Annotated in this window: 8 protein-coding genes and 2 pseudogenes; all 10 read left to right on the top strand. The window is 64.6% G+C overall.

All coding sequences use genetic code 11. The features are described 5' to 3' along the window. The first annotated feature begins 225 nt into the window (after nucleotides 1-225). Nucleotides 226-1,066, top strand: a pseudogene (locus VGC18_RS11825) (helix-turn-helix transcriptional regulator). Nucleotides 1,067-1,646: 580 nt separating this feature from the next. Then, the gene (locus tag VGC18_RS11820; protein WP_331097588.1) at nucleotides 1,647-3,440 is read left to right on the top strand and encodes a glycoside hydrolase family 3 protein; all 1,794 of its coding nucleotides are present in this window, start codon (nucleotides 1,647-1,649) and stop codon (nucleotides 3,438-3,440) included. Then, on the top strand, nucleotides 3,433-4,386 hold the full coding sequence (locus VGC18_RS11815) for an alpha/beta hydrolase (protein WP_331097586.1): 954 nt from the start codon (nucleotides 3,433-3,435) through the stop codon (nucleotides 4,384-4,386). Before VGC18_RS11820 ends, VGC18_RS11815 begins: the two co-directional genes overlap by 8 nt. An 82-nt stretch (nucleotides 4,387-4,468) precedes the next feature. Beyond that, nucleotides 4,469-6,994: a beta-glucosidase family protein gene (locus VGC18_RS11810; RefSeq protein WP_331097584.1), complete on the top strand. Its 2,526-nt coding sequence runs from the start codon at nucleotides 4,469-4,471 to the stop codon at nucleotides 6,992-6,994. A gap of 2 nt (nucleotides 6,995-6,996) precedes the next feature. Beyond that, nucleotides 6,997-8,268 (top strand): MFS transporter, encoded by a 1,272-nt coding sequence (locus VGC18_RS11805; RefSeq protein WP_331097582.1) that lies wholly within the window; start codon nucleotides 6,997-6,999, stop codon nucleotides 8,266-8,268. Next, on the top strand, nucleotides 8,265-9,263 hold the full coding sequence (locus VGC18_RS11800; protein ID WP_331097580.1) for a Gfo/Idh/MocA family oxidoreductase: 999 nt from the start codon (nucleotides 8,265-8,267) through the stop codon (nucleotides 9,261-9,263). The genes VGC18_RS11805 and VGC18_RS11800 overlap by 4 nt, the downstream gene beginning before the upstream one ends. A 69-nt stretch (nucleotides 9,264-9,332) precedes the next feature. After that, nucleotides 9,333-10,346, top strand: a complete 1,014-nt coding sequence (locus VGC18_RS11795; protein WP_331097578.1) for a LacI family DNA-binding transcriptional regulator — start codon at nucleotides 9,333-9,335, stop codon at nucleotides 10,344-10,346. Nucleotides 10,347-10,560: 214 nt separating this feature from the next. Next, nucleotides 10,561-11,340, top strand: coding sequence for an SDR family NAD(P)-dependent oxidoreductase (locus VGC18_RS11790; protein WP_331097576.1), 780 nt, complete (start codon nucleotides 10,561-10,563; stop codon nucleotides 11,338-11,340). A gap of 105 nt (nucleotides 11,341-11,445) precedes the next feature. Then, nucleotides 11,446-12,474 (top strand): zinc-dependent alcohol dehydrogenase, encoded by a 1,029-nt coding sequence (locus VGC18_RS11785; RefSeq protein WP_331097574.1) that lies wholly within the window; start codon nucleotides 11,446-11,448, stop codon nucleotides 12,472-12,474. Nucleotides 12,475-12,637: 163 nt separating this feature from the next. Further along, nucleotides 12,638-12,869 (top strand): annotated as a pseudogene (locus VGC18_RS11780) (hypothetical protein); the annotation flags it as partial.

The following is a 12,869-nucleotide window of genomic DNA, read 5'->3' as shown; positions in this document are numbered from 1 at the left end:
TGCCGCCACAGGTCGGCGGGTGAGAACCACACTGCGCCCTCGGCCGTGGCGGATTCAGGGCCGGCATATCCACTGATCGCGAATCAGTGCCGTCTGTGACCATGGCGGCCTGAGCGCTCGGCATGCTCGCTCGCCGAGGGGTGGATCAGCGGGGCGTGGCTATCGTGCCGACCCGACGATAGAAAGGAAGCGCACAGACGGCATGAATGGGGAGGAAGGATCACGATGATCGATCGGCCCGGCTTGGCAACCTTCCTCCGACACCGGCGGGAACTGCTCCAACCCGAGGACGTGGGATTGCCGCGCGGGCCGAGGCGCCGGACGAACGGGCTGCGGCGGGAGGAAGTCGCGGCACTGTGCCACATGTCGACCGATTACTACGCCCGGTTGGAGCGTGGGACCGGCCCCCAGCCATCGGAGCAGATGATCGCCTCGATCGCTCAAGGTCTGCATCTCTCGCTGGACGAGCGGGATCACGTGTTCCGGCTGTCGGGCCATAACCCGCCCGCGCGAGGGACGAACAGCGATCACATCAGCCCTGGCATGCTACGCATCCTCGACCGCCTCGACGACACTCTTGCGGAGATCGTCAACGAACTCGGCGAGACCCTCCGACAGACCCCCAATGGGGATCGCGCTCACCGGTGATGCCACTCGGTTCACCGGTCTCGAGCGCAGCCTCGGCTACCGCTGGTTCACGGATCCCACGACCAGGGACGCGTATCCGACCCAGGATCGCGTGCTGCTCTCACGGGTGTATGCCGCCGGACTGCGAGAAGTCGCCACAGTGCGTGGTCCAGGGTCACGCGCGGAACGGCTCGCCGACGCTCTCCGCGCGCACAGCGAGGAGTTCCGCGGCCTCTGGGATGCACATGAGGTCGGGGTGCGCCCCACTGAGGTCAAACGCTTCAGCCATCCCGAGGTCGGGATGCTGGAACTGAACTGTCAGACACTTCTCGATCCCGACCAGTCCCATCGCTTGCTCGTCTACACCGCCGAACCCGGGAGCGACAACCACGAGAAACTGCAACTGCTCGCCGTCATCGGCGCACAAGCCAGGCCCTGACGGCATTCGACCGTCCTCGCTGAACGATGCCGACGTGCCCACCATGATGAAAATGTGGACGGGATTGCAGCGAATACCACCCTGCGATCTTTGACGGCGATAACCACGCACCTGCGGTCTTCCGCGAGAAGGCACTCATCAGCATGCCCGTGCGTGATCGGGAAGGACGGAGGACAGCAGCGTGCGAGTTTTTCCAGTAAGTCCGGCGTGCCGAGACGTGAAGGAAGAGTCTTGCTCGGCGCGGTGGACGTAGGCCCCTGGATTTGCGATGAGCAGCGGCGGCGCGGGCGGATCGTGTCCGTGCCGCAGCTGTTTTCGAAGCGGGTCGTTCGGATTGACGTGGGTGGGCCCGGATTACCCGGCTGGGTCGCGCCCGGGGTTTGACGATGCCCGCAGCCGACACAACCATGGCGTTGCGGTCGCACTGGCTCGCATTCTGATCGCAGTGTGTCGGACTTGAGATATTGAACTTATGCGCGTAAGTTCTAGTTCTTGGTAGCTATCGCGGCAGAGGCGCGCGAGCCAGAAGATGTCGCCTGACGCGTGAGATCGCTGGGATGACTACTTGATAAGGAGATTCATGTCGACGTCGACACACCACTTGTTCCCCTATCAGGATCCGGCGTTCTCGGTCGATCAGCGCGTCGAGGATCTGCTAGCGCGCATGACGCTCGAGGACAAGGTCGGGCTGATGTTCCAGCCGATCGCGATGCTTGGCGATCCGGACCAGGTCTTGGAGGTCTTGGGCCTGCCTTCCCAGTCCTCGCTGATTCAGGATGGGCGCATTACCCACTTCAACGTCATCACTGGCGCGGCGACGACGGGACGACAGTTCGCTCAGTGGCACAACGCCTTGCAGGCGATCGCGGAGCACACGCCGCTCGGGATCCCCGTCACCATCTCCACGGATCCGCGGAATGCGTTCACCGATAACCCGGCTGCTGCGGCGGCCGCTGGTCCATTTTCGCAATGGCCGGAGCCGATCGGGTTCGGTGCGATCGGCTCGGCGGCGACCGTCGAGCGATTCGCGGACATCGCCAGGCAGGAGTATCTGGCGGCCGGCATACGGCTGGCGCTGCACCCCCAGATCGACTTGGCGACCGACGCACGCTGGGCGCGGATCAGCGGCACCTTCGGCGAAAGCGCAGAGTTGACCGGCCGTCTCGCAGCGGCGTATATCCGCGGATTCCAGGGGACGGTTCTCGGTCCCGAGTCGGTATCGACGATGACGAAGCACTTCCCCGGGGGCGGGGCGCAGAAGGATGGCGAGGATCCGCACTTCCCGTGGGGTCGCGAGCAGGTGTATCCCGGCGGCATGTTCGAACATCACTTGGAGCCCTTCGCGGCGGCGATCGACGCAGGAACCTCGCAGATCATGCCGTATTACGGGATGCCGATCGGCACGGAGTACGAGGAGGTGGGATTCGGCTTCAACAAGTCGGTGATCACCGGACTGCTGCGCGAGAGGTTCGGTTTTGACGGGATCGTGTGTACAGACTGGAGCATTATCAACGACTCCACGATCCTGGGCGAGCAGGTCGCGGCGCGAGCGTGGGGCGTCGAGCACCTCAGCCCCTCCGAGCGGATGGTGAAGGTCCTCGACGCGGGGGCCGATCAGTTCGGCGGCGAGTCTAGCACCGAGATGCTTCTCGATCTCGTGCGTCGCCACGTCGTCGACGAGGCACGAGTGGACCAGTCCGTTCGCCGGCTGCTGCGCGAGAAGTTCGTGCTCGGGCTCTTCGAGGGTCGCCGCGTCGACGAGGACCGTGCGGATCGGGTGATCGGCAGCCCGGAGTTCCGAGAGGCGGGTTTGCAGGCGCAGCGGGATTCGCTCACGCTGCTCACGAACGCCTCGACCGCGACTGGGCCGGTGTTGCCGCTGACGCGGGGGATCACGGTGTATATCGAAGGGATCGATCCCGACGAAGTCCTGCCCTACGCGGTGGTGACGGCGGAGCCCCACGAAGCGGATGTTGCCCTTCTACGGGTGAAGACGCCGTTCGAACCGCGATCGGGGATGCCCGCTCAGTTCTTTCACGCCGGCTCGCTCGAGTTCACTCCGGAGGAACGCGAGCACCTGCTCGATATCAGCCGGATCGTGCCCACGGTCATCGACATCAACTTGGAGCGCCCGGCCCTGCTGGCGCCGCTGGTCGACGCGGTCGCGGCGATCATCGCGGACTACGGCGCAAGCGACGCCGCCCTGCTCGATGTTCTGTTCGGCATCGACGAGCCCAAGGGTCGGCTGCCGTTCGAGCTTCCTCGATCGATGGCCGCGATCGAGGCTGCCAATCCCGACGCTCCCTCGGACACCGTCCATCCGGTCTTCCCCCTCGGGCACGGCCTGCGCTACGGCGGAGGCGAGGATGACTGAGCCGCTGCGCATCTCAGCGCGGGAGATACCCGCACCGTCCTCGCTCAGCCCGCAGGCGCAGGAGGCGCTTTCCATGCGGACCACGCCTCCCGTGTTCCCACCTATCGATGATCCGGGTGCCTGGGAGAGGCTCATCGCGGAGCTGGACGCCGAGGTGGAACAACTGATCGGACACATCACCGAGCATGTCCGGTCAAACATCGTCGACACGACGGTCGACGGCGTGTCCGCCTACGTCGCTACACCGCAGGAGATCCGCGCAGGTGGCAGTGGCACTGTGTGCCTCGAACTGCACGGCGGAGGGCTGTATCAGGGCGGCGGTGGCATCGCGCGCGCCGTGGCCGGCGCAACAGCCGATATGCGGCGGCTTATCGTCATCAGCCCCGACTACCGTATGCCGCCGCGGCACCCGTACCCTGTGGCGTTGGAGGAATGTCTCACGGTCTACCGCGCGCTCGTCGACGAACACGGGGCCGAGAACATCATCGTGAGCGGCTCCTCGGCTGGCGGCAACCTCGCGGCAGCGCTCACACTTCGCGCCCGCGACGAGGGAACCCCGATGCCGGTCGCTCTCGTTCTTTCAAGCCCGGAAGTCGACTTGACCGAGTCAGGAGATACCTTCGCCACGCTCTCGGGCATCGACTCGCTCGACAGTCTCGGGCCGGTCAACGAGCTCTACGCTGCGGGAGCGGACCTTCGCGATCCCTATCTATCGCCCCTGTTCGCGGACTTCGGCCCCGGGTTCCCCCGGACGTTCCTACAATCCGGAACCCGTGACCTGTACCTGTCGAACACGGTTCGCCTGCATCGGGCCCTGCGGAACGCGGGCGTGCCGGTGGAATGCCACATCTTCGAGGGACGTCCCCACTTGGGCTTCGGTGGGGCCACGATCGAGGACGGCGAGGTCATGGCCGAGATCGACCGCTTCATCCAGTCCCTGCTCTGATCCTTCCCCCGGCGGTCGGTCAACGAAACCGTCCGACGATCATGCATCACACTTACCCGCGTTAGTAGAGAGACCGACGAAGATGTCCCAGAGACCCCCCTCCAGCCTCGAACCGCAGCAGCGCGCCGCTGAGCTGCTGCGCGAGATGACGGTGACAGAGAAGGCCATGCAGTTGTCCGCTGTCATGCCACTGTCGGTGCTCGACGTAGACGGCGGGCTGCTCTCTGGTCTGCGACGGGACCTCGCGAACGGCATCGGTCATGTCTCCGGCATCGGCATGGTAGGCAACCGTAGTCCTGCGAAGATCGCGGCGTCGGTCAACGCCGTGCAGCATCATCTCGTCACCCAGTCGCGCTTGGGTATCCCGGCCATCTTCCACAACGAGGCCCTCAACGGAGTGGTTGCACCCGGATTCACCGTGTTCCCGACTCCGATTGGGCTGGCCGCAACCTGGGACCCGGACGCGATCGAGGAGATGGCTGCCGTGATTGGACGACAGATGCGCGGGGTAGGACTACTGCAGGCACTGGCTCCGGTGAGCGACGTCGCGCGAGATGCACGGTGGGGTCGGGTACACGAGACCTACGGTGAAGATCCGTATCTGGTCACGGCGATGACTTTAGCCTTCACCAGAGGCATCCAGGGACCCCGTCTCGGTGAGCGTGTCTTGGCGACGGCGAAGCACTTTCTGGGATATGCGATGACAGACGCCGGCCAGAACATGGCGACGACGGCGGTCGGCGCTCGCGAGCTGTATGAGGTGTATGCGCGACCGTTCGAGGCGGCGATCCGCGAGGCGGGACTGGCGTCGGTGATGAACTCGTATTCAGACATCGACGGCGTGCCCGTCGCGATCTCGCACGAGATCCTCACCGATCTGCTCCGCGATCGGCTGGGATTCCAGGGGACAGTCGTCTCGGACTACAGCACTGTCGCCTTCCTGCACAATCGCCAGGGCGTTGCGGACAGCGCCGCAGACGCAGGCCTACTCGCCTTGGCGGCCGGACTTGACATCGAACTGCCGAGCGTCGTCGGGTACGGCACCGCCCTCGCGGAGGCTGTCGAGAGGGGTGCTCTCCGAGAGAACGATCTGGATCGCTCCGTTCTGCGGGTGCTGCGCGACAAGTTCGCGCTCGGTTTGTTCGAGCGGCCGTATGTCGACGACGACCCTATCGTGTTGACCGAGCTCGCCTCCGAGGGGGCCGAGCTATCCGCCCGACTGGCACGGGAGTCGGTCACCCTCCTCAAGAACGACGGCGCCATCCTGCCCTTGGCCCGACAGGGGAGAGTCGCGGTCATTGGCCCGCATGCGGAGGGCGTGCTCGTCGGTTTCCCCGGCTATACCTACCCGGCCGCCGTGGAGCTGATGCGCGGAATGAGCGCGGCGACGCCGAGCGACAGCGAAACCGTCGGGAACATGGCCGGCGTGGACTTCACCGCCGGGGGAGTAGACAAGGATCTCGGCGAGGCGGTGGCGGCCTTGGCCGCTGAGGTCGCCGAGGTTCTCTCGGTTGACCTCGATGAGTACGTCACGGACCGGTACAGTGCTTCGTCGCTCGCCGACGCGATCCGTCACATCGCGCCACGAAGCGAGGTGACGGTCGCGCGCGGGACAGGGGTCGTCGCCGCCGAGCCGACCGACATCGACGCGGCCGTCGCGGCCGCGGCTGACGCTGATGTCATCGTCGTCGCGCTCGGCGGTCGCGGTGGCTGGTTCGGAGGGGCCGTGACCGAAGGTGAGGGAAGCGACACCGCCGATATCGACCTGCCAGCTCCTCAGGTTGAACTGATCGATGCGCTCGCCCGACTCGGCAAGCCCATGATCGGGGTCTTCTCGATGGGCCGTCCGCTCGGCTTGTCGCACGTCATCGACTTGCTCGATGCCGTGCTCGTCGGTTTCTATGGCGGTCCTCAGCACGGTCGCGCACTGGCCGAGGCGCTGTTCGGCGTGATCAATCCCGGTGGGAAGCTGCCCTACAGCATTCCACGGCACTCGGGCCAGATTCCCATCCACTCAGGCCAGCACCGGGGCAGCGGATATCGCAGAACCCCGGAGGACCTGCACAAGGGGTACCTGGACATGCCCGCAACACCGCTTTACGCATTCGGTGATGGGCTCAGCTACACGAGTTTCGCTTACTCGGAACTGCGGCTGCTGTCGGACGCAGTGACTACCGACGGTGTTGCCGAGTTCAGCATCGACGTGACCAACACCGGTCACCGCACCGGAACCGAGATCGTCCAGCTATACCTCGAGCAGACCGCCCGTGGTGTGACACGGCCCGCGCAGGAGCTAATCGGGTTCGCCCGCATTGACCTGGACGTACAGCAGAGCGCCACTGTTCGGTTTTCCGTCGCGATGAGCCAGCTCGTCTACGTCGGGTTCGATGGTGACCTCGTCGTCGAACCCGGAGAGAAGACGGCCAGGGCGGGCGGATCGTCCGTCGGTCTTCCGTCCCACGTCACATTCGAGGTGACGGGGCCACCCGTCGCGTTCGAGAGGCGACAGACGTTCCTCGCGCAAACCGAAGTCACCTTCGCGGACGATTCCCCAACGCTGCCGCCGGCGCTCGCCCCGGCATCCCACACCGAAAACTCAGAAGGATAAAGATGTCCATCGACCCATCCGCCGCACCCGATCTGCTCCCGGCACCGCAATCCTCCGTCGGAGTGCGATCCCGCACCAGCATGCGCCGACTCGGCTTCGGCATCCTGCTCAGCACCGCCGCGTGGGCGGTGCCGACAATCGGAACCTCTTCCATCCTGCTGCCGGCGAAGATCGCTCTCATCGACCCCGACCAGAAGATCGTCGTGCTAGGCCTGATCACGGCGCTCGGTGCGCTGTCCTCGATGCTGTCGGGCATCATCTTCGGTGCCATATCGGATCTGACCCGCACCCGCTTCGGCTCCCGCACGCCGTGGATCGTCACGGGTGCGATCCTGGCGGGGATCTTTATGCTTCTGCTCTCCACGGCGGGGACCATACCCCTGCTCTTGTTGTGGTGGTGCCTTTTTTCGGCGTCATTGAACGTGATGCCGTTGACCGCGATCATCCCGGACCGCGTTCCCGCAGCCAAGCGTGGTGGCATCTCATCGGCCTACGGGGTCGGAGTACTCGCCAGCGCATCCATCGGCACGGTCCTTGCGGCGCAGTTCATCGGAGACCCGAGCGCCGGGATGCGGGTCTTTGCGCCGCTCGTCGTGATTCTGCCGATCATGTTCGTGCTGATCGCTCCCGACTTCTCGAACGTGGGTGTGCCCCGCCGCTCCACCGGAGTCCGAGGTGTCCTCTCGTCCTTCGCCTTCCCGCGCAAGGCCCCGGACTTCTACTGGGCACTGTTTGGAAGACTGCTCATCACCCTCGGATCCAACATGGTCGGCACATACCAGTTGTACATCCTCACCGATTACATCCACGCCGACCAGACGACGGCGGGAACGATCATCAGCATCGGCTCGGCAATCAACTTCGTCGCCTCGATCGGTGGAGCCGCGATCGCCGGACCGATCTCCGACCGGATCGGTCGCCGCAAGCTACCGGTGTTCATCTCGTCGCTACTCTTCGGTGCCGCGATCCTCATCCCGTTCCTTGTTCCGGTGCCGGCATCGATGCTCTTCTACTTCGGCGTCGCCGGCATCGGATTCGGGATCTATTTCTCCGTCGATGCGGCGCTGATCACCGAGGTGCTTCCCAGTGCCGAACAGCGCGGCAAGGACTCGGGCATCCTCAACATGGCAAACACCGGCGGGGGAGTGCTCGCACCCGCGCTGACGTCGGCGATCATCGGAATCGGAATCGGCTTCGCGCCAGTCTTCGCCGCCGCCATCATCCTCGCCATCGCGGGTGGGATCACGGTGCTGCCGATCAAATCGGTCCGATGATCCCGCTCCGGCTCGGTGTGCTCGGCGCCGCCGGGATCGCAGTCGCCGCCGTCATCAAGCCTTCCCGGAGGATTTCAGGGGTCGAGGTAGTGGCTGTCGCGGCGCGTGATAGCGCACGAGCGAAGGCATTCGCGCGAGCGAACCAGATCGAGAATGTTGAATCCGACTACCAGGCGCTGCTTGACCGACCGGATATCGATGCTGTCTATGTTCCGTTGCCCACCGCGCTGCACGGCGCCTGGACTTTGCGGGCACTCGATGCCGGCAAACACGTGTTGGTCGAGAAGCCTTTCGCCTCGAATGCCGTTGAAGCTCAGCGGATCGCCTCCGCCGCGGCGACCACGGACATTGTCGTCATGGAAGCGTTCCACTCGCGCTACCACCCGCTGATGACCGGGGTCGCAGAAATCATCCGCCGGGGTGAGATCGGCCCGCTCACGCATGTGTCTGCCCGTTTTTGCATTCCATTGCCTCGAAAGGGACGTTTCCAGTGGGTGTACGAGCTTGGTGGCGGAGCTCTAATGGATGTCGGCATCTATCCGATCGGATTGCTGCGAGCCCTCACGGGGGAGGACCCCGTGGTCGTCTCCGCCACCAGCCGCTCACGTGGCGAGGTTGACTGGGACACCCGTGCCGAACTCCGCTTCCCGTCTGGAATCCACGGTGAGATCCGCGCGTCCATCCGAGCGCCGTTCTCGCTCCACGCCACGCTGGTCGGCACGCATGGACGAATCACCGTGTTCAACCCGTTCAATCCACAGGGCGCCCATCGAGTGAGCGTGATCTCCGATACCGGGCGTCGACGCGAGCGATACACGAAGAAGGCCTCTTATGACTTTCAACTCGAGGCCTTCCGCGACGCCGTGCAGCACCACACCCCATTCCCGACCACCCCCGAGAACGCGGTCGCCACACAGCGGGTCATCGACTCGATCTACATGGCAGCAGGTCTGCGCCTGCGTCACCCGGACGCGACCTCAGCCGCGCCCGCGTGATAGCGCAACACCGGCACGTCCAAGAACGAGGTCCGATCGAGAGTTCACGGAGATGGGACACTGGTGACCATGGGTTCCGAATCGCGAGGGCAAGCTACGCGGGCGGCGCGTCCGACCCGCGAGGACGTTGCCCGGCTTGCGAACGTCTCGGCCGCAACAGTCAGCTACGTGCTGAACAACGTCCAGAACCAGACCATCTCGAAGGCAACCCGCGACGCCGTGCACCGAGCGGCTTCGCAATTGGGCTACCGACCAAACCTCGCAGCCCGTAACCTGGCACACGGCGTCAGCGGCGTCGTGCTCTACGTCATCCCGAACGTCGCTCTCGGCGAACTCGCCGTCCGCATCGCCAGTGAGCTCAGTGCCGCGCTCGCCCAGCGGGGCATCATCATGTCGGTCCAATTCGATACAGAGGACCCTCAGGGCATTGTCGACGCACTGGAAAACCTCCATCCGGTCGCCGTGACCAGTGCTCTCCCATTGAGTGAGCGGGCCACTGCGGTCGTGGCGGCGGCGGGCGTGAAACTGCTGCAGTTCGCCGGCCAAGGAGTCCAGGGCATCGAGGGTCTGAACCAGGCCGTTGGCGAAGCGCAGGTATCACATCTGATCGCGCGCGGACATCGACAGCTCGCGTTCGCGTCCTCGGATGTGAGCGATCTGGACCCGCTTAATGAGCTGCGGCTGCAGGCTGTGCGTGAAGCCTGCGACCGGCAGGGGCTGCCCGTGCCCCTCGTGGGGACGCTCTCCACCGACGGAAGCAACGCGTCAACTCTCATTCGCGCCTGGCGCGCGGAGGGCGTGACCGCGATCTGCGCCTACAACGATGATGTGGCGATGGTCGCTCTCCACGGGCTGCGTCAGGCTGGGCTGCGTTGCCCCGAGGACATGGCTGTTATCGGTACCGACGCCAACCCCGTCGGATTCGTCTCAGACCCACCGCTGACAAGCGTCGGATTCGATCCGCACCTGATCGTGGAACTCTCCGTGGCGGGCCTCCTGACTGCGCTCGGCTTCGAGACAACTACCGCAGGGACGATAGGTCGAGAGACAACCGTGACGGTTCTCGAACGCGCATCCGCCTGAACGGGATCGAAAAGGTCTGCGCCTCAAGGTGGAGCGCACCGAGCCAGACATGACCGACCGATAGAGAACAATCCAGGCGGCCGATCCCCGCCGTCGTCACAAAAGCCTGCGCCGATGCGCGGTGCGCAGGTCGACGCGGACCGGTACGGCGACTGCGGTTGTACACTACTACTGACGCGCGTAAGCTATGGATATCGATCTCAAGGAGGACATCGTGAGCACCTACTCGCACCCCGGCTCCCTTGCCGGGAAATCAGTCATCGTGACCGGAGCCGGCCAAGGTATCGGAAAGGGCGCGGCAGCCGCACTCGCCGAGCGCGGAGCATCGGTTGTACTTGTGGACATCAACGAAGACACGGTGAAGAGAGCGGCCGCCGAGCTCTCAGATGTGGGCTATGAGGTGGTCAGCCACGTCAATGACATCAGTGAGCCCGCCAATGCCGTCACCGTCGTCCAGGCGGCCGTCGCCGCATTCGGCACCGTGCACGGCTTAGTCAACAATGCTATCGCCGGCAATGGGCCGACACCGTTCACAGACCTCACGGATGGCGACTATGACCGCGTATTCGATACAGGACCCCGCGCGACCTTCGCCCTGATGAAGGCCGTATACCCGTATTTGAAGCACAACGGCGGTGGCTCGATCGTGAATCTCGGCTCGGCTGCCGGAGCAGCAGGCGAGCCCTTTTTCGGCACCTACGGCGGTGCAAAAGAGGCGATCCGCGGAATGTCCAAGGTCGCCGCCCTGGAATGGGGAGTCGACCAAATCCGGGTGAACTCGATCTGTCCCTTCGCCAACTCGGACGGCGCGATGGCGTGGAAGCAGGCCAATCCCGACGACTTCGACAGGGCCATGCAGGCCGTGCCTTTGCGACGGATCGGCGATACTCGCACCGACGTTGGTGCACTGATCGCTTTCCTCCTCGGCGATGACTCCACGTACGTCACCGGCCAGACGATCTTCGTCGATGGCGGAAAAGCCTCGATCCGCTGACCGGTACGCATCGAACGAGCGCCGCATCGCGCTCAGACGCTCACCTCCATACAGGGGAGCTAACCAGTTACACCGCAGTCAGGCATCCGAAGGGAAAAAGAACACATGAGATCAATCGAGACCGCAGAACCCGGGGCGATCCGCGCCATCGACATTGACCGCCCGGTCGCCGGAGCCCACGACATCGTCGTCAGGATTCGCGCATGCGGCATCTGCGGCTCTGACGTCAGCTACATCGCAATGGGCGGCGTGCAGGGCGCTGACGGTGCCATCGCGCCGACACCACTCGGCCACGAACCCGCTGGAGAGATAGTCGAAGTTGGCGAAGCGATTCACGATCTCGCCGTCGGCGATCGTGTGGTGATCAATCCCATGGCGGCCCCGTCCGGAGTCATCGGCAACGGCGGCGCGCTCGGCGCAATGCGCGACTATCTCCTCATCGAAAACGCCGTCGCAGGACACAGCGTGGCCGTCATCCCCGATTCGCTCCCCTTCGACGTCGCCGCGCTCAACGAGCCAATAGCCGTCGCCCGCCACTTCGTTAACCGCGCCAACCCGCAACCGGGAGAGAAGGTCATCGTTTTCGGTGCAGGCCCAATCGGACTCGGCGCCACGATCTGGCTAAAGCTCCGCGGCGTCGAACACGTCGTCGTCGCTGATGTGCTTCCCGAGCGACTCGAGCGCGCGCTCGCCGTCGGCGCCGACGCCGTCATCAACTCGAGCAGGGAAGATGTTGCCGCCCGCCTGACTGAACTCCACGGCGAGTCAGCCAACGCGCTCGGCATGCCGAGACCCGCGACTGATATCTACATGGACGCGGCCGGAGTCGGAGCGGTGATCGACACCACCATCGCGGCCGCGAAATGGAAGGCGCGCCTCGTGATGGCCGCATTCCACAAGAAGCCCGATCTCATCGACACCGCTGGAATGCTCATGTCGGAGCTCACGTACATCGCCTCGATGGGCTACCCCACCGAGATTTTCGAGGTTACGCCGGAGTTGGCCGCGTACTGGGAACGGTTCGCCCTGCTGATCAGCCACAGGGTGCCATGGGAAGAGGCAGATCACGCGTACGAGCTTGCCCTCACACCCGGCGCCGCCGATAAGGTCGTTGTCGTATTTGACGGTGACTGAACTGGGATCCAGGTTTTCGGCGACACGATGAGGAGAAGGATCAGGACTTGAATTGCTTCGCGTTCCTTCATGCGGCTTCAGCACTACGGACCCGTTTCTGGGGACAGGCCTGGATGGATCTCACCTGCCGCCGCACTGAGCAATGGAAGGAACGTCCGACGTGATGACCGCGTGGACCGGTGTTCCTGGTGAGGTCGCGGCGGCGAGCAACAGACGTGCTCAAGTGGTGCCCGCAATCGCATCCCGGCAGAAGTCGCTGCCTTTCGTGCCCTTCGGCTGGTCGGAACTCGTTGGCGCCTCCTCTGGGGGATGGGCCGCCGCCGTGTATCTGGGCCTGCTGCCCTCCGCGCTGGGCTTCGTTCTCTGGGGCTACGCGGTCGGCCGTCTGCCCGTCG

The sequence above is a fragment of the Lacisediminihabitans sp. genome, from assembly GCF_036404185.1.
Lineage (GTDB): Bacteria > Actinomycetota > Actinomycetes > Actinomycetales > Microbacteriaceae > Lacisediminihabitans.
Note: the sequence above shows the minus strand (reverse complement) of the source record. Positions and strands in the feature narration are given on the sequence as shown.

Bases quoted from the DNA above. Each gene is read 5' to 3' on its own strand.
- VGC18_RS11820 (WP_331097588.1), top strand. From the start codon at position 1,647: ATGTCGACGTCGACACACCACTTGTTCCCCTATCAGGATCCGGCGTTC.
- VGC18_RS11815 (WP_331097586.1), top strand. From the start codon at position 3,433: ATGACTGAGCCGCTGCGCATCTCAGCGCGGGAGATACCCGCACCGTCC.
- VGC18_RS11810 (WP_331097584.1), top strand. From the start codon at position 4,469: ATGTCCCAGAGACCCCCCTCCAGCCTCGAACCGCAGCAGCGCGCCGCT.
- VGC18_RS11805 (WP_331097582.1), top strand. From the start codon at position 6,997: ATGTCCATCGACCCATCCGCCGCACCCGATCTGCTCCCGGCACCGCAA.
- VGC18_RS11800 (WP_331097580.1), top strand. From the start codon at position 8,265: ATGATCCCGCTCCGGCTCGGTGTGCTCGGCGCCGCCGGGATCGCAGTC.
- VGC18_RS11795 (WP_331097578.1), top strand. From the start codon at position 9,333: ATGGGTTCCGAATCGCGAGGGCAAGCTACGCGGGCGGCGCGTCCGACC.
- VGC18_RS11785 (WP_331097574.1), top strand. From the start codon at position 11,446: ATGAGATCAATCGAGACCGCAGAACCCGGGGCGATCCGCGCCATCGAC.